At 41.8% G+C, this 22,604-nt stretch carries 22 protein-coding genes; 5 read left to right on the top strand and 17 right to left on the bottom strand.

What is annotated here, in order from left to right; genetic code table 11:
• Positions 1 to 24 precede the first annotated feature (24 nt).
• The 6 genes from AB4Z08_RS34680 to AB4Z08_RS34655 all read right to left on the bottom strand — a co-directional run bounded on the left by AB4Z08_RS34680 (position 25) and on the right by AB4Z08_RS34655 (position 5,213).
• Entirely contained in the window at positions 25 to 1,017 is a 993-nt protein-coding gene (locus AB4Z08_RS34680; protein ID WP_441578368.1) for a DUF4407 domain-containing protein, read from the bottom strand.
• A gap of 11 nt (positions 1,018 to 1,028) precedes the next feature.
• Positions 1,029 to 1,595: a hypothetical protein gene (locus tag AB4Z08_RS34675; protein ID WP_441578367.1), complete on the bottom strand. Its 567-nt coding sequence runs from the start codon at positions 1,593 to 1,595 to the stop codon at positions 1,029 to 1,031.
• Positions 1,596 to 1,605: 10 nt separating this feature from the next.
• Positions 1,606 to 2,007, bottom strand: coding sequence for an HNH endonuclease (locus AB4Z08_RS34670; protein ID WP_441578366.1), 402 nt, complete (start codon positions 2,005 to 2,007; stop codon positions 1,606 to 1,608).
• A gap of 613 nt (positions 2,008 to 2,620) precedes the next feature.
• Positions 2,621 to 3,286 carry a response regulator gene (locus AB4Z08_RS34665; RefSeq protein ID WP_441578365.1) on the bottom strand — a complete coding sequence of 222 codons (666 nt, stop codon included), beginning with the start codon at positions 3,284 to 3,286 and terminating at the stop codon, positions 2,621 to 2,623.
• Positions 3,283 to 4,959 carry an ATP-binding protein gene (locus tag AB4Z08_RS34660; RefSeq protein WP_441578364.1) on the bottom strand — a complete coding sequence of 559 codons (1,677 nt, stop codon included), beginning with the start codon at positions 4,957 to 4,959 and terminating at the stop codon, positions 3,283 to 3,285. The genes AB4Z08_RS34665 and AB4Z08_RS34660 overlap by 4 nt, the downstream gene beginning before the upstream one ends.
• Before the next feature lie 110 nt (positions 4,960 to 5,069).
• Complete coding sequence (locus AB4Z08_RS34655; RefSeq protein WP_441578363.1) at positions 5,070 to 5,213, bottom strand: hypothetical protein; 144 nt, start codon at positions 5,211 to 5,213, stop codon at positions 5,070 to 5,072.
• A 360-nt stretch (positions 5,214 to 5,573) separates the two neighbouring features.
• Between AB4Z08_RS34655 and AB4Z08_RS34650 the strand changes: the two genes are divergently transcribed.
• Together AB4Z08_RS34650 and AB4Z08_RS34645 are read left to right on the top strand one after the other, a co-directional pair.
• On the top strand, positions 5,574 to 6,572 hold the full coding sequence (locus tag AB4Z08_RS34650; RefSeq protein WP_441578362.1) for a hypothetical protein: 999 nt from the start codon (positions 5,574 to 5,576) through the stop codon (positions 6,570 to 6,572).
• Between the two features lie 265 nt (positions 6,573 to 6,837).
• On the top strand, positions 6,838 to 8,853 hold the full coding sequence (locus AB4Z08_RS34645) for a M13 family metallopeptidase (protein ID WP_441578361.1): 2,016 nt from the start codon (positions 6,838 to 6,840) through the stop codon (positions 8,851 to 8,853).
• Positions 8,854 to 9,085: 232 nt separating this feature from the next.
• Here AB4Z08_RS34645 and AB4Z08_RS34640 read toward each other — a convergent pair whose 3' ends face one another.
• The 8 genes from AB4Z08_RS34640 to AB4Z08_RS34605 all read right to left on the bottom strand — a co-directional run bounded on the left by AB4Z08_RS34640 (position 9,086) and on the right by AB4Z08_RS34605 (position 15,798).
• A complete protein-coding gene (locus AB4Z08_RS34640) occupies positions 9,086 to 9,931 on the bottom strand; it encodes an SDR family NAD(P)-dependent oxidoreductase (protein WP_441578360.1) in 846 nt (281 codons plus the stop codon).
• A 20-nt stretch (positions 9,932 to 9,951) separates the two neighbouring features.
• A complete protein-coding gene (locus AB4Z08_RS34635; protein ID WP_441578359.1) occupies positions 9,952 to 10,446 on the bottom strand; it encodes a cupin domain-containing protein in 495 nt (164 codons plus the stop codon).
• Between the two features lies 1 nt (position 10,447).
• A complete protein-coding gene (locus AB4Z08_RS34630; protein WP_441578358.1) occupies positions 10,448 to 11,509 on the bottom strand; it encodes an alpha/beta hydrolase in 1,062 nt (353 codons plus the stop codon).
• Positions 11,510 to 11,528: 19 nt separating this feature from the next.
• A complete protein-coding gene (locus tag AB4Z08_RS34625; RefSeq protein WP_441578357.1) occupies positions 11,529 to 12,260 on the bottom strand; it encodes a carboxymuconolactone decarboxylase family protein in 732 nt (243 codons plus the stop codon).
• Positions 12,261 to 12,716: a nuclear transport factor 2 family protein gene (locus tag AB4Z08_RS34620; RefSeq protein ID WP_441578356.1), complete on the bottom strand. Its 456-nt coding sequence runs from the start codon at positions 12,714 to 12,716 to the stop codon at positions 12,261 to 12,263.
• Positions 12,717 to 12,807: 91 nt separating this feature from the next.
• Complete coding sequence (locus AB4Z08_RS34615) at positions 12,808 to 13,893, bottom strand: alpha/beta hydrolase (RefSeq protein ID WP_441578355.1); 1,086 nt, start codon at positions 13,891 to 13,893, stop codon at positions 12,808 to 12,810.
• Positions 13,894 to 13,940: 47 nt separating this feature from the next.
• The gene (locus AB4Z08_RS34610) at positions 13,941 to 14,927 is read right to left on the bottom strand and encodes an aldo/keto reductase (protein ID WP_441578354.1); all 987 of its coding nucleotides are present in this window, start codon (positions 14,925 to 14,927) and stop codon (positions 13,941 to 13,943) included.
• A 19-nt stretch (positions 14,928 to 14,946) separates the two neighbouring features.
• Positions 14,947 to 15,798, bottom strand: coding sequence for an aldo/keto reductase (locus tag AB4Z08_RS34605; protein ID WP_441578353.1), 852 nt, complete (start codon positions 15,796 to 15,798; stop codon positions 14,947 to 14,949).
• Between the two features lie 184 nt (positions 15,799 to 15,982).
• Here AB4Z08_RS34605 and AB4Z08_RS34600 point away from each other — a divergent pair, with 184 nt between their 5' ends.
• Together AB4Z08_RS34600 and AB4Z08_RS34595 are read left to right on the top strand one after the other, a co-directional pair.
• A complete protein-coding gene (locus tag AB4Z08_RS34600) occupies positions 15,983 to 16,879 on the top strand; it encodes a helix-turn-helix domain-containing protein (protein WP_441578352.1) in 897 nt (298 codons plus the stop codon).
• Positions 16,880 to 17,558: 679 nt separating this feature from the next.
• Positions 17,559 to 19,199, top strand: a complete 1,641-nt coding sequence (locus tag AB4Z08_RS34595) for a patatin-like phospholipase family protein (RefSeq protein WP_441578351.1) — start codon at positions 17,559 to 17,561, stop codon at positions 19,197 to 19,199.
• 258 nt (positions 19,200 to 19,457) lie between these two features.
• Here the strand turns inward: AB4Z08_RS34595 and AB4Z08_RS34590 are convergent, their stop codons facing one another.
• Positions 19,458 to 19,991: an SRPBCC family protein gene (locus AB4Z08_RS34590; protein ID WP_441578350.1), complete on the bottom strand. Its 534-nt coding sequence runs from the start codon at positions 19,989 to 19,991 to the stop codon at positions 19,458 to 19,460.
• A 36-nt stretch (positions 19,992 to 20,027) separates the two neighbouring features.
• The gene (locus AB4Z08_RS34585; RefSeq protein ID WP_441578349.1) at positions 20,028 to 20,459 is read right to left on the bottom strand and encodes a VOC family protein; all 432 of its coding nucleotides are present in this window, start codon (positions 20,457 to 20,459) and stop codon (positions 20,028 to 20,030) included.
• A 126-nt stretch (positions 20,460 to 20,585) separates the two neighbouring features.
• Here AB4Z08_RS34585 and AB4Z08_RS34580 point away from each other — a divergent pair, with 126 nt between their 5' ends.
• On the top strand, positions 20,586 to 21,560 hold the full coding sequence (locus AB4Z08_RS34580; protein ID WP_441578348.1) for a GlxA family transcriptional regulator: 975 nt from the start codon (positions 20,586 to 20,588) through the stop codon (positions 21,558 to 21,560).
• A 276-nt stretch (positions 21,561 to 21,836) separates the two neighbouring features.
• Here AB4Z08_RS34580 and AB4Z08_RS34575 read toward each other — a convergent pair whose 3' ends face one another.
• The gene (locus AB4Z08_RS34575) at positions 21,837 to 22,580 is read right to left on the bottom strand and encodes a hypothetical protein (protein WP_441578347.1); all 744 of its coding nucleotides are present in this window, start codon (positions 22,578 to 22,580) and stop codon (positions 21,837 to 21,839) included.
• Positions 22,581 to 22,604 lie beyond the last annotated feature (24 nt).

Raw genomic sequence — 22,604 nt, 5'->3', positions numbered from 1 at the left:
ATATTGATGTTGTCAGAAATTTTATCATTCAAATCCTTTTCCAAGCGCATCAAGCCGCCGCATCTGTAAGTTCATATGGTGCAATACCACCTTTTCGTAATCATTTGACGTGTCGCCCAGCTTGCTGAATAGTACCAGCATCTCTATAAACAGGAAGAATAAAACCCAAAGGATCCAGAAACACAATGCAACGTAAGATGTGGATAACATCTGCTTCATGATTGTTAGCTCATCCAAAAATCCTGTACTCGCTTTCATTTCCTTTTCAAGTGCAGGTTTGATGTCGAGTAATTCGTTTTCCTTTAGTGATTTTTGTTGCCGGATAGCACCAATAGTAGAGTCCAGGGACGGCAGCAATGCTATTTTGGGATTTGGCACCAGTGTAGATGCCACAACAACATCACTTATCGTTTTCCAGCTGATCGTATCCTTCCCTGATGATGTTACTGTTTTTACAGGCACCCGTTTTGTTGCTGTTTGTGTGGTTGTGGCAGTTGTGGTGGAGCGTTTACTGATATCTTCAACGTAATTATCTTTTTCCCGCTCTTTTTTACTAATCGTTGTGTCCAGTGCGGCAATCTGCTTTCTTAATTCTTCAGTTTTCGAGGGTAACATCTTGTCTACTTTTTCTGAGACGTAGGAAATCTTCGCGATCTCAATATCTTTTTCGAACAAGATCTGATCGATGATCACAGCACCCAGAATAGACATCATGACAGCCAGACAACCCCTGAAAATTAATAGCAGCCGGCTCGGATTGATGGATAAGATGATCTGCTTTTCAATCTGTACAATGATTACGGTGGAGAGAAGTCCCGCCAGCATGCAACCCGGGAGGCTGAGTGACAGGTAGCGATGCGCAAAAGTAAAACCTATAAAAAACCACAGAATGCAAACGATCAGCATGGCTGCGGTATACTTCTTCACGGATTTAAAAGCAGCTTCGCTGCAGTTTCGCAGGATATTGTAGTTGTATCCGGTTATGAAGCAACCGAAACGGACCCATAGATGTTTCATAACGCTCAATTTTAAAAGTTTTTGTTCAGAATGATATGACTGGAAATTGCAGCAAGGCCATTCCTGAATCCGCGCGTATAGCTGATAATGATGCCATGCCCAACGCCCTCGTTAATCTTCGCCTGCTCTTCGATCTCTTTGACCTGGTTGATATGGCTTTCGGCAATTTCCTTCTTGATGGTCAGCTCTTCCACCGTATCTATCATTCCGCTCCTGCTCCGGCTTGAGATGTGGAAATTGATTTGCCGGATAAAGTCTTCGTAAAACGTTTTTACCTTTCGGATAGATCTTTCCAGATCATTCTTCAACGCGATCACATTTTGGTCCAGATGGGTTGCATCCGGATTTATCAACGCATCATTATATCCTTTGGATTCATAATTCTTGTCGAGGAAATCGTATAAAAGATGTATTCCACCATTGAATGGCGTAACCGATTTTCCTTCAGGTGGCTCTTTTTCCGGTGCGTCCTTTTCAATGAAAGTAGTTTCCGGAATATCGGGTATTGCGTTTTCAATGGCCATTGTATGGGTGTGCCCATTTTGGCGTTGCCGGTTGAAAATATCAAATAAGCTCATACATATTTTATTAAATAGTGATGGTCGGCACTTTATATTTATTATGCCCTTTGTTATGACAGGATTCGCAAAGCGTGATGAGTAAATGGCCGGGGTACTCCCAGGGAAGCCTGAACTTCTGTTCGTTTGCTATAAAGTGGTATTGCCGGTGATGCACCTGCAAATCTTTATTGCTGCGGCAATGTACGCACTGATGCATGTCGCGGTGCAGTATTTCCTTTCGTTTAGCCTTCCAGTTGGGATGAAATAAAAGGGCGCCATAGCTGCCATGAGATGTAGTGTTCAGGAAACTCTGCCCGGGAGGTTTTGCCGGAGGCGATTTTGCAGGAATATCTTCCTGGATATACCTGCTATAAAATTGGTCTCCTTTAAACTGTAAATATTTATACGGCGCATCGATTGGAGTTGTCATAATAACAGAGGTTGGAGTTTATTGAAATATAATTCCGGTTGCAGCCAATTTATTGCTCCCACTTACAAAGGGTTCTGGTCTCCATTGCTTTTTCAAGGGGAATGCTGATGATTCGATGCTTACAATTACTTAGTCCACGGCACTTCGGATTATAATGATACCTTGTAGCATTTTTGCTATCGCAGATATACACCGTTATTTGGTTGCAGTGAACATAACTTATAAGCAGCCAGGCATATAGGAGTTTCATGGCTCGATCGATTCAGAAGACATGGGGTTACAAAAGAATTGACAGGATCGTTTAACTTGTATGGCATGAATTACAACAAGTAAAACAGCCATTCGATCGTGGATAATGTTTCTTTGCTCTACGAACGGCTTCCTGGCAAGTTTCAAATTCTCCCAAATACATTCGGCTATATATCATAGAAACGTAGGGACAGGTACCGAGGTGAACTTCATGATCGCCGTTTAGCTGGGCGTTGTTGTTTACATAATACTTTTGTTTCATAGTGTTATTTTTAATTTATGAAACAAAAATAGATTTCATTCATCGCCTTTTTTTATGGGAAACCGTAATCAGACTTTTTCTATTGAATATTTTTTGAGATGTTTATATAACACCTAAATCCTTGAAGTAAACCACCAGTTGCTCATTTTTGGTAAAACCCAATGCATCTTTCATCTGATTGAGCTTTTTTTCTATGCTGCTGAGGCCAGATGGTTTTATCCCGATACCTTGAAGATGCGCAGGTATGTCTTTCTGTAGCATTCCCTGCGAAAGCAGCGTAATGATCGTGATATCAAATTCCGAAAATGAGTAGGTATTCTTTTTGTTGATCAACTGTCTGATATGACGCGGAAAGTAGCGCCGGTGTTGGGCTATTTCATTGATGGCCTCTTTAAGCTCCCGGGCGTCGTTCCTGGCTTTGCGTACAAAGCCATCGATCTCATATTTGTTGTAAAGTTGGTCAATAGCTGCTGGCCTGTTTTCAGCCGAGAAGATCAGGATATTCAGGTCGGGCTGTACTTCCCTGGCGGCGGTAATCAGATCCATACCGCCAGATAGTACCTGCCTATGACCATCGGGGTCGAAAGACAAATCTGTAATAAGGAGATCGAAAGAGCTTTCTGCTTTAACGGCTTGTATTATTTTATTCAAAGCGTCATCGCAATAATAGGCATATGCTATATCCATGATGGATAGTTCTTCCAGCGTTTTCTGCACAGAAATATTGGCGCTTTCGTGATCTTCGGCAATAAGTACCTTTGTAATCATGAGGAATGAGCTATTGGGAAAGAAATGTGAATTTTTAATCCTTTAGGAGGATGTTCAAATGTATATTGCCCGCCAATTCTTTTAATACGGTTTCCCGTATTCTGCAGTCCGTTGCCATACTTAACTTGCGGGGAAATACCGATGCCATTATCGGTATAGAGAATTTGAACCTGGTTTTTTTGACATTCGAATTTTATCATCACAGCATCAGCCTGGCTATGTTTTTTCATATTAATCATCAATTCCTGCAGAATATGTTCAACTTCCTGCTGTATCTGGACATCGATACGGTTCCAGAGCGTAGGACCATTGCCGAAGATCAGGACCTTGATACGCTCGGATCCAAAGGACGTCAGCAAATCGTCAATTTGAACATAAAAAGGAACCTTTGAGATAGTGGGGTTTTCGTACGAGATATCGCGGGATCGCTCATACAGTACATCAATCTTATCTATCAGTTCCTCCTTGTCTACAGACGCTTTATACTCGAGGTCTGTCATGATGCGGTATAAGCCATTTGCTACTACGTCATGCACTTTCTGGGAGGTTTTAAGCTGATGTTCCTGTATCGCCTGCCGGGATGCAAATTCTATCTGTTGCCGGCGCCTGTGGTACCGGAGGATTAAAACAATTCCGGAGATAATGAAAAACAGGATGGTTAGTGCCAGAATGAACCATTGGACTACCAGTTGTGTTTTCTTTTGTGCATTATCCTTTTGCAGCTGAAGATTGTCTGCTTTACTTTTCGCGGTTTCGTACCGGATTAATGCGAATTGGTTCTTGGCTGCGTTCTTAGCCGTTTGGATGCTATCTGTCAGGTATTGGTAACGGATAAAATAAGGTTTCAGCAGATTGGTGGGGCTAAGTGTAATAAGTTTTGAAAGCGTTTCCACTTCGTCATCCGGGCTATTCATTTCCCTGGTGACTTCGTATCTTTTCCTGGCATAATAAAGCGCTGAATCAGGAGAGGAGAGTGAATAATAGTCCGACAGATGCGTGTAGCTGGCATTGAGTCCCCTGATGTCGTTTGAATCCTTACGGATTTGCAATGCTTGTTGCAACTCTGCTGCGGCGGGATAAGAGGAATCTTTTAACCATTTAGTTCTGGCATAGTTGGAAAGTACCCGGGCATATTCTTTTTTCTTGTCCTTACTTTTATTCAGCAAGGATTTATATAAATCGATCGCCTGGTCATAGTTGCCTTTCTTCTCGTAAGTAAGGGCTATGCTATTTAAGGCAATGTTCTGGTCGTTGGGCTGCTTTAGATATTTGAGTGCTTTGTGATAGTAGTCGATAGCAGCGTCATAGTTTTTAAGATTAAGACAGATATTGCCCAGCTCATGGTAGTTTGAACTGAGGCAGTTCCGGTCATCTTTTTTGTGTTCATCGAGATAAGTAAGGGATTTCAACAGGCTTTCCTGTCCCCCATAATGGTCTCCCTCATATGCCTGGATGATACCCATATAAGTATAGGCCGTTGCAATAGCCAAACTGTCTTTAGCACCCGTTGCAACGAGATTAAAATAATAAAAGGCAGAGTCGTTATTTTTATTGAAAAATGATTCTCCTTTTTCGAATGTGGGTGTAAAAACAGGCTGGGGTAACTCCCTGTTGGACGTACAGGCCAAAAGACTTCCGAGGAGTATGGTCAGGATGATGCTTGAGGGGCGCACGAAGGATTATTTATCTTAAAAGTATCGAATTTCTCAATTGCGATGAATTATTATTAATGGGTAACCAAAAAAGTGAGGCAAGAACTTTCTTGCCTCACGGAGATTATATGTTAGGGTCGTCTTGGAGGAATTGTTCCGGTTTCGCCGCCGGTATCATCCAAAGTAGTGACCTGTTCGCCATTATTATGATTACCGTTATTGGAATGGCTGGGGCATAAGAATGCCAGAAGAAAGCTAAATATGATGTGAAACATAGTTTTAATTTTTGAGTGTTTTAGAAATAGGCTGCCGGTTGCCGGGCAGCCGGCAGCGGAGTTTGAGTCAGTGAGGAAGCGCTTCTTTCTTTTTTTGGGAAGGGTGGGCGTGGATTACAGAAGCTGATGATCGCTTCCCAAGCCGGTAACCGGCTTCCGCTTTCTTTGCCCGGGGGTGAATCAGTTCTGTACAGAGTACCTCTTAGCTAAGGAGGCATTACCTGATTGCAAAACGAAGATAGGATGAGGTAAGAGGTTGATTAACAAGTAATTCCAATAAATCCGGTAATTCCCTGTATTCCGTTTGTAATTCCGGGAATGCGGGTTTAATTCCGATTATTCAGTTCTATAATCTCACTTATGGCGACACTTTTTCCTGACTACCAGCAAATGATTATGCAGGCATATGAGCGAAAGAAGGTAAACAATACGCTACCTCACGGCCTGATGCACCTCAAACCCGCGAAACTCAAAGAAGAATGCCTGAAGAGATGCACGAAAGATGTAAACAAGCGAGATGAAAAGATCATTAGGGATTTCTGTGGGGATTTGAATGATGCAAGAACCTGTTATGCTATTATTCAGCGATGCGAGACGGATAAATTCAGACCTTTGGTGAATTATCTGAAAGAGAAATCAGGAAGTACGGATGAGAAGAATATCGAGCTCCTGGCCTGGCTAATTGACTTTTCTGGCAGGCCCTGGGAATTAGGGAAAACGGTTGCTGGTGATGAGGATATAAATGAAGACCCGGCGTTAAATGATCCCAGCCCGGCAAAAGGAGACCTGGTAGCGGTACCAGATTCCTCTGCTAATTCACCCGCAACGGGCATTGATACACCAGCCGGAAATCCGGTAATTCCGGAAATTCCAATAATTCCGGTCAGGTTTGTTGGTTCAATTGGAAAGGAAAGTGGAGGTGTTAGCCCAGCGGAAACCGGTAAGCAGGAAAAGGTAAGGGGGAAATCTGTCAAAACACTGGCCGCCGCGGTGATGTTGTCGCTGGTATTGGGTACAGGGGGCATGTGGTGGTGGAAGGATAAAAATCAGACGCCGCGCTCGGGGTACTGCATGTATTGGCTGGAAGATCATTACGAGCCTATAGCCTGTAACCAGAAAATATCTAATGCAAGGGTTATCGCGTTAGATACCATGAGGTTGAAAAATTTAAGGAAGATAACCAGGCCGGACACCATTACTTACCAGGCTATAGGAAAGGTCTGGTACTCTAAAATTGCCGGGAAATTTGAATTCTATACCTCAGGTGGAGAGCACCCCGTGGTTTTTGGTCGTGAGCTGAGGCCAATCACCATCTATATTATCGATAAATACATCCGCTCGGGTATAATTACGAATTAATACCAGGTGGGCCATTGCAGTTATTAAGAAATTACCTGAACAGTTTTGTAGATGATTGTTGATCTCAAAAAAGGTGCTATCATAGTGATGCCTTTTTATGGATCTTCTCCAGAAAGGATGTGAAATAATACTACTGATCAAATACATTTTTCCTCCATTCTATAAAGATTCCAGCATCTTCAGCATGATGTATTTGAGAAAGTATTAGATAGAAACGATATCTTTATTAATCGTTCAACATCATTTCGCAACCAATCTAATCTATATGAAAAGCTGGTTTTTGCTATCCGTTTTCTTAGTTTTTCTTGTTGCCTGCCAACCGCATACAAATGAAAAACCCTTCATTGCTATTGAAGGAATCGACTCGACCATTCAGCCGGGCGATAATTTTTATAATTATGTAAATTTGAAATGGTATGATACCGCACAAATACCACCCAGCCAGTCGGGCGTAGGTGCATACCGGTTTATGAACTATCAGCAACGTCTCAAGTTACAGGGGATCCTTGATAGCGTATCAAAAAGCAACAATCCCCCCGGCAGCCTTGAACAAAAGATCGGTGATTTTTTTGCTTCCGGAATGGATACCAATGTCATCAATCAGCGTGGCTTTGAGCCACTCAAAGCCGGGTTGCAGCGGATCAATGCCATTACCAGTGTTGCTGATATGCTTACATTCATGGCGGAAGAAACCAAATTGTCAAACATCTTCCTTATTGATTTTCAAGTTTCACCTGATCAGGAAAACAGCAGCATGAATATGGGGCATGTTTATCAAACTGGTATCGGCATGCCTGACAGGGATTATTACTTTAAGACTGACACCGCCACCGTTGCTATACAGCAGGCATATAAAAAATACCTCGCAGATCTTTTTACGCTGACTGGAAGCGATACTGCGCTGGCGCAAAAAAATGCAGCACTTGTTTACAATATCCAAAAGCAGCTGGCAGCATCACATAAAACCAATGTTGAGCTGCGGGATATAAAAGCCAATTTCCATAAAGTAGGGCTGGCCGCTTTAAATAAGCAACAGCCCAATATCGGTTGGACAACTTTCTTCCAACATCTGGGTGCTAACATAGATTCATTGGATGTAGGCCAACCAGGTTATTATGACAAATTGAACACACTCCTCAAATCGATCCCGCTCGGGGATTGGAAAGTATACCTGAGCGCAAATTATATCAGTACCTATGCAGAATATCTCAGCAAACCCTTTGTGAATTCATCCTTTGAATATAATAAAGTCCTTACTGGACAGGCCATGCAAAAAACACGCGGCGAGACCATGTCAAGCGTGGTAGATAACTATCTTGGGCAGGCATTGGGACAATTATATACGAAGCTATATTTCCCGGAGTCGGCCAAAACACGGATGCTGGAGCTTGTGAATAACCTGCAGAAGGCGTTCTCCAATAGGGTGGACAAACTGGACTGGATGAGTGACAGCACGAAGCAAAAAGCCAAGGTGAAATTATTTGCTATCACCAAAAAGATCGGATACCCGGATAAGTGGCGTGAATACAACAATGTAAATATTGTGAGGAATAAATATTTTGAAAATGTGGTATCGGCGGCCGCGAACAACTTCCAATACAACCTCGCCAAATTGGGGAAGCCGGTTGACAAGACGGAGTGGTTCACTACACCTTCCACAGTGACAGCTTATAACAATCCTTCCGCCAATGAGATTGTGTTCCCCGCCGGAATTCTGCAGCCTCCCTACTTTGACAACAACGCTGACGATGCGCTTAACTATGGTGGCATTGGCATGGTGATCGGGCATGAAATGACGCATACGTTTGACGATCAGGGTGCCCAGTTTGATAAAGACGGTAACGTAAAAAACTGGTGGACACCTGAAGACTATACAAAGTTTAAGGCCAAAACACAACAGGTCATTGACCTGTACAGTACGTTCACCGTACTGGATAGCATTCATATAAAAGGTGCGCTTACAGTAGGAGAAAACACCGCGGATATCAGCGGAATTGCTGTAGCATATGATGCTTTTAAAATGACCAAACAAGGACAGGATACAACGAGGATCGGAGGCTTTACACCTGATCAGCGATTTTTCTTTTCAGTGGCCAGGATCTGGCGGGTGAAAATGAAAGACGAATACCTGCGCTACTGGGTTAATAACGATCCCCATTCTCCACCCATATGGCGTGTAAATGGCCCATTAATGAACATCCCCGCTTTTTACTCCGCTTTTAATGTAAAATCCGGAGAAAGGATGTACCTGGACGAAAATAAGCGGATCAGGATATGGTAAGGTGCGGAGGTCATTTACCTTTTCATAATACAATAAAATCCATGATTTTCGGAAGAATGAGGGGTTTCTAAAAACCTTCGGGCATAATATAAATTGCTGTTGGACACAATATTTTGACGTCCTCCCTGATAAGGGAGATATAATAAAAAATAGCGGACGTCCATCAGAAATACTTGCATTAAGCGCAATCCCGGAATCCGGAATTGCGCTTAATGCAAGTATTTGTGTTTAATTATTTTGCGATCTCATTGAATCCGAGCGAACCTGATAGTTCGCGGTAAGCGTCAGTTTCCTTTTGCAATTTATCAAGCACTTGTTCCGCTGTAGCAACAGCATCAGCACCTGCAAGAAAACGTTTGGGTGGATTAGTTGCATCGACAATTGTAATTAGTGCCTGGGCAAGTTTAGCCGGGTCGCCTGTTTGTTGTCCATTTGCGCCCTTCCAAAATTCCAGTTGTTGTTTTCTGCCATCATCGTAATCGTCAATCGTATTTTCAGTATACTTTGTAGATTCTTCGGTTAGTAATTCGGTGCGAAAAAAACCAGGGTTAACGATGGTTGTTCTGATGCCGAATTGCTCCACCTCTGTTTGCAATGACTCCATCCAGCCCTCGAGTCCAAATTTTGAAGCTGAGTAAGCAGAGCAGAAGGTGTAGCCTGTCAGTCCTGCTGTCGAAGATATGGTTACAATATGACCTGAACGGTACTTGCGCATTACAGGTAGAACTGCCTTGGTTACTTTCATTGGTCCGAATAAGCTGGTTGCTAACTGGCCTTCGATTTCTTCCATAGAAAGTTCTTCGAAGTAACCGGCATTGAAATTGGCGGCGTTGTTTACCAACACATCTATCTTACCAAACTTGTTCATTCCGGCTTGAACTGCAGCTTGAGCGTCCGCAACATTGGTGATATCAAGCTTCACTACCAACAGGTTCTTATGATCGCCAATTGCCTTAAGCACCCTTTCAGGATTACGGCCTGTAGCAATAACCTGGTGTCCCGCATTCAATGCGGCTTTCGTAATATCAACGCCCATGCCGCGCCCAGCGCCGGTAATGAGCCATACTTTATTTGTCATGACTTGATTTTACAGGTTAATTATTTATAACTATTGTATTGCTTGTCTGTAACGGGCTCCAGCCAGACAGTTTCGCCTTTTTCCCTGCCGGTTATTGCTACCTGGACAAATTTGCTATCTGGACTTGCGCCATGCCAATGAGGAATACCTGGTGGACATTTTATAGCATCACCTTTACGAAGTATTTTTTTGGGTTGTCCCTTTTCCTGATAGTACCCTATGCCATCGATAGCCAATAATATTTGCCCTGCCGGATGCGTATGCCATTTGCTTCTGCCACCTGGCTCAAAGGTTACACTCCCAACAGAATTCTGGTTTAGGCTGTCAGCCTGTATTAAGTTTTCCAGCCATACGGTTCCGGTAAAGTTATCATTGGTTACCTGTTTCCCTTTCGCAAATAGGGTTGATGCTTGTGATTCGGATGGAGAGATACGTGCCGACTTATTATGCTCATTACAAGATAATAAAACTGCTCCAATAAGAAATAGGACGGTTATATTTTTAATTATCGTCATTTTAAAAGAGGTTGGATTTATAAAATTCAAGCAATTTATTTACGGCCTGAGATACATATTCTGGTTTCCAGTAGGTTTGTATATGGGTAGCGCCGTCAATCAGAAAAAGTTCTTTACTTGCATTGGTTGCTTTTTTGAAAGCCTCATCAGTCATATATTTTGTATCTGCTTTGCTTCCGGCTATCATTAGTAAGGGCTGGTTGATTAAATCCATGTTGGTAGCAGCATCCCAGGTCATTAAGTCGGGAAGACTACTCATGGTGTATAGAAAGGTTGAATTTGGATGGGCGTGGGTCCGATAATAGTACTCATATCCTTCACGATATAGATCGGTTGTGGTTTTAGCGATTTCTTCATCTGTAATATCCGCCACACCAGCATAGATTATTTTGCCACCTGCGGCTTCCTGCGCACGTGCATCTGAAGCTTGTTTTAAACGTTGTTGAATGGTATTTAACTGGGAATTCTGAAAGCCATTACGTCTTACTTCACCTGAATTAAACATACTCAAAGTAGCCACCGCCTTAAAACGTTTATCACCCTGTGCTGCCTTTAAAGTATAACCACCGCCACCACAGATACCTAAAATACCCAAACGGTTCGCATCCACTCCGGCATACCGGGTAATAAAGTCGGCCATACCATGGATATCTTCGATTCTGTTTGCAGGTTTATCGATATGACGGGGCTGTCCGCCACTTGCTCCCTGATAGGCAGCATCGGCGACAATAGTGATATAACCCGATTCCGCCAAACGTTGTGCATATAGTCCAGCTGTTTGCTCTTTAATGCCACCGTTGGGATGAGCGACCACTACTGCCGGATATTTTTTTGAAGCATCATAATCAGCTGGTGTATAAATATTGGCAGCGATATCAATCCCGTTTAGTTTATAACTTACCGGATGGATATTCACTTTTCCCGGAACATTTTCTGTAATGGCTCCTTCATACACCAGCGTAAAGGGGTTTGCCTGATATCCCTTCTGAGTAGATTGGGCCTTTGTTATATTCGTTGCTGTTATTGATGTTGTTAATGCGATTATTATTGGCAATTTTTTCATCTTCTGTATCTTTTTAATTTTACTTCCTGCTTTTCAGGACACCATCCAAAACATGCTGTGCTGCTATAGCTTCCTTTTTGCCGATGGTCCGTTTGATGATCCCGATGAATTGTTGTAACTGCGGCGGCTTTAAGCCCACATTCAAACAAATATTCAAGTGCGAACTTAACATGGGCTCCACTCCGCCAATACTGCTGAGTACAGATATGGTCACCAACTCTCTTTCTGAATAAGTCAGCACATCCCGTTCAAAAATATCAGCGAAAAGATGCTCTTTCAGAAAGATCTCAATTTCAGGAGCAAATGCCGCATACCCGCTTTTCGGTGTGGGCTCCGGTGCGCCGGTTAACTGTTCCAATATTGCCTTACCGCGATCATACTTCGTGCGTTCGTCTTTGATAGGTGTGGCTTCGGCTCCCATGCTATCATGTATCCCTTTGGCTTTTCGCTCATCCAATACAGTCATAAAAGTCTGTAATCCACGAAGGCTACGTGGAAACCCTGCATAGGCATATATATGAATGAGAACTTCCCTGATCTGGTTAACCGTTAGTCCTGCTTTAAGTCCTTCATTCAGTGAGATTTTTAGCTTAGTAAGATCGCCTTTCGCCGTAAGAGCAGCAATACCAATAATGCTTTGTTCCCCTGGACTTAAGGTCATTTTTTCATTCGGATTGCTCTGTGCCTTAAGCGCAAAGGGAATAGCACTTAATGTAAAAGTCAATCCGATGATTACTATAAATGCTTTCATTTAATGATTGTTGGCGGCGGGGGGTGCCAGTAGTTTAGTAAATGATAAGGAACCCAATTTCCAGCTTCCATTTTGTTTAATATACACTTCCGTTACCATGAAAGGATTGGTTACTTCGTTTCCTCCAACAACGGCCAACAGATCAATTCTATTTAAAACAATGGCTGTGTGATCAATGACCTGCACAGAAACTTCATGAACGTCTGCTTTCTTGTACCAGATCCCCCCGCTTTTGATTACCCTCAGTTCCTGTTCCTTTCCCCATGAGCCGCCCATGTGGACAAACACCGATTTTTCGTGAAACAGGCTATCCAAACCAGTAGTATTTTTATCTGCCATCCACTGCCACTTTTCTTTGGAAAGGTTAATAATTTCCTGGTCAGCAGAAGTACTTTGTGCAAAGGACCATTGTGTAGTCATAAGGATTAAAAACAGACCGATAGTTAATGCTTTCATGCAGATAATATTTATAGATTTTGAAGGTTATACAAATTTCCTAATACCCGGTGTTCTTTAGGTATACAGATTACGGGGATTACTACCAATATTACTTATCCAGGCCTTTTTCCTTTAACCATTTCGATAATTCGTCAGCGACCTGTATGTTGTTCAAGTCAGAAAAAGGGAAATGTGTATTGCCTTTGATGCCGATTTCCGGTAGGTGTACTACCGTTGCATTGCCTCCATGTTTATTGATGGTGGCTGCCCAGATTCCTGCCATTTCAAGTCCCGAACGCCAATGGTCTTTATTCCATACATTAGTGGGCTCCTTAGCGATGTTATCGCCATAGTAAATCACAATGGGTATTTGGGTGAGTTTAAGGAAATCAGCTAAGGGTATTTCCACGCCTTTCAGGTCACCGAAAAGTCCCGCTGACTTTATAGGTTCAGGTAGTTCTCCTTTGGGAAACAGGAAGCCGCTGTACGGTTCGTAGGCGACAATAGCTTTTACTTTATTATTCCTGATGGCAGTTAGCCAGCCTGGACCACCTCCCTGTGAATGGGTAACCAGGATGCCTTCACCGATCTTATCAAATAAAGCGGAAACAGCATTTGAAATGATGCCACCATCGAAACTTCCGGTATTGGGGGTCATTTGCCTGAAAAACTGTTCCAGGGAAGCGGAGTCTTTGGGAAACTGGACGCCTGGAAAATATGCAGGATAATTTCCGATCCGGAATTGTGTAAACCAAAACTGCTCATCAGCAGTAGGTGCAATCGTTGCAGCGACAGTACTCTTCCCGGCATCGCCACGTCTGGGCTGGTCGAGCAGATAAACGCCAAAACGGCGTCTGAGGAAAATAGTCTGAAAACCTTCTCTTCCATCAGGGGTAGATTCCCATGTTTTTTTGGACTGACCGGCGCCATGAAGAAAAACCATGGGGTATTTGCGGGCTTTTACCGGTATTTGATAAAAGGCATAGGCATGATCTCCGTGAAAGGTTTGTCCCTGAGGTTTCAACGCATTACTGAGATCGAAGGCGCCGGGTTCAGTACTTGTCGTTCCTCCAACAGCAAAGCTACCCTGACTGGCAATAACTAACGGAGACTTTTTGTTTTGGGCACTAAGCGATATGGCGGTTGCAAATAATATTGTCAATACACCCGGATATTTCATGAATTTCTTATTCATCTGCTATTTTTTAGATGCTGATCGAGCCATTGATGATCTAATAGTTTTTATTTCCCTACTCTGTTTTGCAATGCCTCTGGATATCTTGCTCCCTGGATGGATATCTTTGAAGCCGCGTTGCCTATCTGCTGTATGTCTTCCATAGATAAGTCAATGGTAGCAGCATGAATGTTCTCTTGCAGGCGATGCAATTTTGTGGTTCCGGGAATGGGTACAATCCATGGCTTTTGAGCCAGCAACCATGCCAGGGCTATTTGTGCGGGTGTGGCATCCTTTTGCACAGCTATCGATTTTAATAAATCCACCAGTGCCTGATTTGCTTTTCTGTTTTCTTCCGAGAAACGGGGTACAATATTTCTGAAATCCGTAGGATCGAATTTTGTGGTTTCATCGATTGCCCCGGTTAAAAAGCCCTTCCCGAGTGGGCTGAAAGGTACAAACCCAATCCCCAGCTCTTCCAGTGTGGGAATGATTTCCTTTTCCGGTTCACGGAAGAATAGAGAATATTCACTTTGAAGTGCAGTAACAGGTTGTACCGCATGTGCTTTTCTGATTGTTTCTATACCTGCTTCTGATAAACCCCAATGCCTTATTTTTCCTTCATTGATCAGCTCCTTGATGGTTCCGGCAACATCTTCGATAGGTATCTTTGGGTCAACCCGGTGCTGATAAAACAAATCAATGTAATCTGTTCCAAGTCTTTTCATAGATGCTTCTGCGACAGCTCTTATCCTTGCAGGACTGCTGTCTAATCCCTTTTTGGAGTCACCATCCTGAAAGCCAAATTTAGTTGCTATCACTACTTTTTCCCGGAATGGTGAAAGTGCTTCTCCCAATAATTCTTCGTTGGTGAATGGGCCATAGCATTCGGCGGTATCAAAAAAGCTTACACCTGCATCAAATGCTGTTCTTATTAGATTAATGGCTTCCTGTTTATCTGTTGCCGGCCCATATCCAAAGCTTAAACCCATACAACCTAAACCCAGTGCGGATACTTCCAATCCGCTATTTCCTAATTTTCTTTCTGGTATCATTTTATATCTTTTTTTGGGGTTATATATTTAGTTTGCGTTCACTCAGCCATTTTACCATGGCAGGGTCTCTATGGTCAAAGAACAGGCTGGCAGCTGTATCTAAAGAGGCGATGGTTTGCAGATCTTCCCTGGAAAGTTCAAAATCAAAAACGTTGAAATTTTCTTCCATTCTTTCTTTACGAACCGATTTGGGAATAGCGACAATACCTCTTTGGGTTAACCAACGAAGAATTACCTGCGCTACACTTTTATTGTATTTGTTTCCAATAGAGACTAAGATCTCATTCTGGAAAATGTTATTTTTCCCTTCTGCAAAAGGCCCCCAGGATTGAATTTGTACCTTGTTTTCTTCCAAAAACTTTTGCGTTTCAATCTGTTGGTGGAACGGGTGTGTTTCAATCTGGTTAATGGCAGGTGTAAAACCGCTGTTTACAATTAAATCTATGATACGGTCGGGGTGAAAATTGGCTACACCTATGGCTTTTATTTTTCCCTCCTGATACAATTCCTGCATGGCTCTCCAGGAGCCGTAGATATCTCCATAAGGCTGGTGTATAAGATATAGGTCCAGGTAGTCCAATTGCAACCTTTCCAAAGACCGTTGAAATGCCGCTTTTGTTTTTTCATAGCCGGTATCCTGTACCCATAGCTTGGTAGTAATAAACAATTCCTGTCTGCCTATACCACTGTTTTTTATAGCACTACCCACAGCGGCCTCATTCAGGTAGGAAGCGGCGGTATCAATTAATCGGTAACCTGTTTCAATAGCCTCTATAACGACCCTCTCACACTCAGCTTTATCGGGAATTTGAAAGACACCAAATCCAAGGATGGGCATTTCTATTCCATTGTTTAATTTAACTGTTGTCATTTCTTATTTATTTTAAAAATTCTTACTATAAGCATTGGTATTACAAATGTCCGCCATCTTAAGGCGTGAATGAGTATACCAATTACTGATTCTGCTACCATTTTTACTTATTGGGACTCACCTGATGTTGTAGTTACATCCTAATGTTTAATTTTGTTTTAGAAATAACAAAAGTTATAAAGTCATGGAACAGGCATATAATTTTGATACCGTAAACCAATACAATACTTTCAATAACCATGAGACATTACATCCTTTGGTTAGTATCATCGATTTTTCCAAAGCGAAGGAAAGAACGGGTTCCCGCATGACTTTTGGTCTTTATTGCATTTTCCTTAAAGAAGTGAAATGCGGGGATCTTAAATATGGCTGTAATTATTATGATTATGAGAAGGGGACACTGGTCTTTATTTCACCGGGACAGGTGCTGGAGGTGGAAAATAAGGTTGATTACTACCAGCCTGTGGGACATGCGTTAGTTTTTCATCCTGATTTAATAAAAGGCACCCCTCTGGCTAAAACACTGCATGAGTATAGCTTTTTCAGTTACAATACCAATGAGGCATTACATTTAGCTGAAAAGGAAAGGAAAATCGTTTTTGATTGCTTTTCCAAGATTGAATATGAATTAGGCCAAACGGTTGATAAGCACAGCAAAAAACTGATAGCTTCCAATATTGAATTGTTCCTGAACTACTGTGACCGGTTTTATGATCGTCAGTTTATCACCCGGGAAAATGTTAATAAGGGAATACTGGAGAAATTTGAAGAATCGTTGAATGGCTATTTTATATCCGAGAAACCTTACAGCATTGGACTGCCTTCCGTCGCCTACTTTGCAGAGGAGCTTCATTTGTCGCCAAATTATTTCGGCGACCTGATCAAAAAAGAAACAGGCAAATCTGCACAGGAATACATTCAGAATAAAATCATTGATATTGCCAAGAATAAGATTTTTGATAGCAGTAAGACAATCAACGAGATCGCATATGAGTTAGGCTTTAAATATCCCCAGCACTTTAGCCGTTTATTCAAAAGCCGTGTAGGTTATACCCCTAATGAATACAGGTCTTTGAATTAACATGATTAAGCGAAGGGTATTTAGATAATCTAAAAATAATCACTGGTCGTTGATTGTTTATGTGATTTTCAAAACATCTGGAAAAGTTAAAGGTGGTATAGGAGGGCGATTGGTGTCCCGGAATCTCCGCAAAGAGCGATACGAAATTCATGATTGGGTTTTGTGTCGCTTTTTCATTATAGGTTGGTGTTTATCAGATGGAGTTCGATTACTGTGTGGTACATAGGCTGATATACTGTCCAGCACCGCTATGAAAGTATTCCTTTTAGGATGGTGCTTACGGCTCATATTAAATTGTCGTATTCAATATTTCAAACTACTAGCGGATGCACCCTCCTGCACACAAAAATCAATCATATTTAAACTACTTTTCACTCAACGCTCAATAATTGATTTCTTTTCCGATATACTCGTCTTATGTCGCCCGGATCTTTCCTTTTCTTATTGGCAATATTAAGTAGCATTGAAATAAGACAAAAAATATACATGTTCAATCACATACAGGATAAAGTGGTACACTTTGAGTAGCAGTATTACCGCAGGGAAAATTGCGTATTTATACGGGTTAAAGATGAACTTCGAATAACTACCTTTAATTTGATTTTAATTGACTTTGTACTGTACTTAAAATCTGATGTCTTATGTCCTCTATATTCTTACGCAGTAAAAGGCTTGTATTATGAAGGAAAACCTTTCCAACTTGAATAAGCATATTAATGTTTCTTTTGATAAAATTCTTGTAGACCTGGTTAAAATTGAAGAACAACAGGACAAGGAACGTCATAAAATTGCTACGCAGAAATCGGCTTCTGTAAATGTAGGCTCATCCAAATTCACGATAGTACAAAAATTGGAGGCATTAAAAAGTCAGAGGAAGCAATTTTCCGATATAGTAACCAAGGTTGATGAGGAACAGGAGTTACAATGGGTGCATTTAGTTCAGGAGGGTGGGGGGACCCTAGGTATTTCGTTGGTAGGCTTTGTTTTTGTATTGGAGTATCTGGGTATAAGATTTTTAAGGCTAGCCGGGACGAGCGCGGGTGCAATCAATACGATGTTTCTGGCTGCTATCGGAAACAAAGAAGACCCGAAGACGCCGGAATTATATGATATGATGATCGACGAAAAAAGGTTTAATATGAAGCGTTTTGTAGACGCCAAGAATCCAGTCGTTCGTTGGTTGATCTTCTCGTTAGGAAAGGGAATGGGATTGTTATCGAATTTATCGGTGTCTTTTTTAGCGCTGTTGATTATGATTCTTTTGCCATTACCACTAATCAGTTTTTTGGGGAGGGAAGGTCGTGTGGTCTATTTACTAGCCTTGCTTCTTTTTATCGTGGCGGCTACATTTATATTTATCTTATTCTTCCGGCTTAGCAAATACAATTTTGGAATAAATCCTGGTGTCAGGTTCAAAGAGTTTGTAAAAAATGAGCTCGCTGAATATGGGGTAAATTCTACCGAAGATCTTTACAGGAAGGCTAAAGGCGATGGCACATTCAAGTTAGATAGCTCTGGTGAATATCGGGCATTTCTTTATTCGGATGATCCAATATCTGGTTCCAAGAGTATCACTGTGTCATTACGTAGGGGCGGGGGCGAATCCGATATGACCACCAATACCCTGAGTGTTGACTATAATAAAATTAAATACGATATTTCTCTTGTTGCTACAGATATTGCTAATAAGTGTAAAATTATTCTTCCGAAGGATGCTTATCTGTATTTTGAAGGAGTAAAAGATATTAATCCGGCTGAATTTGTCCGGGCATCAATGGCCATTCCCATATTTTTTGAGCCACAATTCTTTCCGGACAAACCTGTAAATGGGAACCCTGGGACGGTTATAGATAAAGTTCTCAAAAAGCGGTGGTGGCCTGTCAAAGGGATGGGCGCGGATCAGGTTGAAGATAAAGGAATTTTAATTGACGGGGGATCGCTTTCCAACTTTCCTATTAATTTATTCCACGAAGCAAAGATCAAATGGCCTAGATTACCGGTAATTGGAGTAAGAATAATGGATGCAAAGCCATCGCCCGACTATGTGGTTACAAAGCGGATGTCTTTAGGGTATTTTCTAGGAAGTATAATTAATACACTTAGGGGTAATGAAGATAATGCCTTTATAGCCGCTAATCCTTTTTATAAAAAATTCTGTATTGCAGAAATTAAAGCTTATCAAACAAAGGTAAATTGGCTGAATTTTGATTTAACCTCGGAACAGAAAAATGCATTGTTTATGAAAGGTGTTGAGGCTGCTTTGAAATATTTAGAAAACTTCGATTGGGACAGTTATAAAGCAGAGAGGGCGAAGTTATGAATAACTGATTTTGGAACTGCTACCTTTGATTGGACAGGGAGTTAAGCTTTTTTTAAAACTTTGAAGACAATGAATAAAGAATAAAGAATTATGATAAGTATTTAATTATTAGTTGGTACTATAATGAAACTGAGTATTCAATTCATTCCATAAATAGAAAAAGGTCAGATTACATCTATTGCTGAAGATATAATCTGACCTTTTGCTATTAAAGCTAACTGGCTCCGGTTATGGATACTTTTGAATATTGAAAATGTGTTACGATTCCAGCCGGTGTTTCATATTGTTCAGGCTTTCTGCAATGTCGTTACCGATGATTTTATCCATATCCATAAACAGAAGGAGCAGATTAACGGGCCAGTTCATCCCACTGTTATATACCCAGGTCAGTTTTGTTGAATTTGGCGACAGGGCTTTCACGGCCATATATCCGTTGGCGGTAAAAGCCATAAAGCGAATCTCAAAATCAACTCTTTCGCCAGCTGTTATTTTTTTAGTTTCAAATTCACCTTTACCTGTTTTACTGTTGCTGCTTTCAAAGGTTAGTATAGCACCCGGGAATCCATCGGGTTCACCTTTATAGCTGATTTTTGTATTGGGGTCAAGCGACAACCATTTGTTGTATTCAGGTTGATTCTTTAAGTATCTGACGTAATTAAAAACAGTATCCGCAGATCGGTTGATGGTAATTTCACGGGTTAATGTATACTTGTTTTTGGAAAACATGGCAATAACCAGGGCTACAGCGACAATGGCAATTATGACAACTATTATTTTTATGATCATTTTCATTAGTGTTTACATTTTTTATTTTAATTGTTTAAAACGCTATCTGGATTGCTGATTGTCGAAATTGATCATCCATTGAATGCCAAATTTATCACGACACATTCCAAAGTAGGCTCCCCAGAATGTTTTATTTAATGGCATGTCTATTTTTCCTGCTGCAGAAAGTGCCCCAAACAAGCGATCTGCTTCCTGTTCATTTTCTGTATGCATACAGATGTGGAAATTGTTTCCTGCATTAAAAGGTATCTCCATTGAATCCAGCACATCAGAAGCCATAATGCTGATATGATCTGAAATCTGTAATGTAATGTGGATGAGTTTTTCCCGGTCTTCGGGCGACATTTTTTTTCCACTGTCCAGGCTTTTATAATGCTGAATATTTTTGAATTCACCACCGAAAACTGACTTGTAAAAATTAAATGCCTCTTGGGCATTGCCCATAAAATGGAGGTAGGTATTCGTGCCAATCATAATGAAGGAAGAATTAATTGATTTAATTGTTTCACAAAGATAAATGCATTTCACCAAGGTGGTGACGGGTGAATGCGACATAGTATAGAGGGTGAATGCGACAATTATAATTTCTATTTTTGCTGAATGATCCAGATATCTATACTCACCATAAAGCGTGCGGTTTTAGCTGCTATTACTGATGCCCATGATGTGTTTACCTATACCAACAGTTTACTGAAACAGATGGGAAAGCCTGAACTATTTAGGATTTCCCTGGTGGGGCTGGGAGAGGAGGTGCAATTGAACGACGGCTTGTTTACCATCAGGCCGGATGGCCAGATTCATAAAGAGCAGCAACATGATCTGATTGTGATTCCGCCTATGTCGGGAGATATGATTAGTGCTACGTATTTAAATAAGGATTATGTGGGCTGGATAGCTGATCAGTATAAAAATGGGGCAGAAGTCGCCAGCTTTTGTGTAGGCGCATTTTTACTGGCCTTTAGTGGATTACTTAAGAATAAACAATGCAGCACACACTGGGATTATGCGAACGAATTTAGAAGTTATTATCCCGCAGTTCAGCTGGTGGAAGATAAAATTTTTACGGCTGACAAAGGGCTTTATTCCAGCGGTGGCAACAATGCCTACTGGAGCCTGCTTTTATATCTTATAGAAAAGTTTACAGACAGGCAGACCGCCATACAAGTTGCCAAGCATTTCGTAGTGGACATTAACAAGGTGAATCAAACCCCGTTTGTCGTGTTTAAAGGGTTTAAAAAACATGATGATGAACTGATCAAAGAAATCCAGACTTATATTGAACAAAATTTTACAGATAAAATAACCGTTACTGACCTGGCCGGAAAATATCACGTAGCAAAAAGAACTTTTGAGCGCAGGTTCCTGAAGGCAACCCATCTTACAGTTGCTGAATATGTACAGCGCATCAAGATAGAAGCGGCCAGGAAACTTTTGGAAACGGGGCGCAGGTCTGTTTCCGAGGTAATGGAGGCAGTGGGATATACGGATACGCAGAGTTTCCGGGACGCCTTTAAGAAGATCACAGATCTTACACCTATTGCCTACAGAGATAAGTATAATATCCCATCATTATAGTCAACATTACCTTTTCAGTATGTAGGTTCCGTCTATGCTATGCTTAGCACCCGCTTAGGACCTATAGAAACGCTGCAGGAGAGGTGGACTTGATGCGGGGGTGAGTTCCGGATGTATAACCGGGATGAAATTGCATCAGCAGACGGATGGAGGTGAGAACCGGCCATAGGAGGGCTGCTTCAGTGCCAGGCTGTAGCTGCGGAAAGAAATATATTATTCAAAGGAAGCAGGCATAAAAGGTTTATTCATCAAAATATCTCCGGAGGCAGAATGGCTTTATTCCAATTGAATGACAGCTGGATATGCGTGTGTATAGGTAAGTTTGGGAAGCAATCTTGTCCGCTTGGGGTAAGTACGTTTTTTAGCATATTGGGGTACCTGTGGCGCTGCTACCGCAATAATATCGGCGGCCATATATTGTTTGCCGCGCGATGGGCCATCGCTGTACATCGCTCTTACCTGGAAAACCACTACCAGTGAACCTTTACCAGGTACCTCCAGTGAAACATTTGTTTCCTGGAAAGTGGTATCGGGGGCTATGATGAGCGTTACCGTTTCGCTACCTGCCACCTGGCGTGATGTAAAATCAATACGCGTGGCGATCACTTTTACTTCCAGGGCAGCAATGCCTTTATACCCGGCTATGGTTTGTGCGGGAATATTTAATATTCCGTTACTCAAGAGGCGGGGAGCCACCGCAAAGAAGCGATCTACTCCGGTATGCTGATTGAAGCGGAAGCCAGTGATGGCTTCGTGATGATCACCGGCAGCAATGAGTAGCTTGTTGAGCCGATTGATGTGTCCGCTGTCACAGTGGATATCCAGGTGGGGGTAGAAAGCATGCCGGATAAAAGCACCTTTCCTGCTGGCGATACCAAAGCGCCTGGATGCGCGGCGGGTAGCAGCCGTTTGCTGCACGCTTTCCGGCATGGAGCGCAGGAAGTAGTTGCCATTGCGCTTATACCCAATGAGAGGACCGAGTTTTCCCGTAAAGGGAATGACAGACATTTGTTTTGCCATGGGAGATTATTTTGATTACTATAA

This window comes from Chitinophaga sp. RAB17 (assembly GCF_052114225.1).
Lineage (GTDB): Bacteria > Bacteroidota > Bacteroidia > Chitinophagales > Chitinophagaceae > Chitinophaga.
This window is presented reverse-complemented; position numbering and strand designations above follow the sequence as displayed.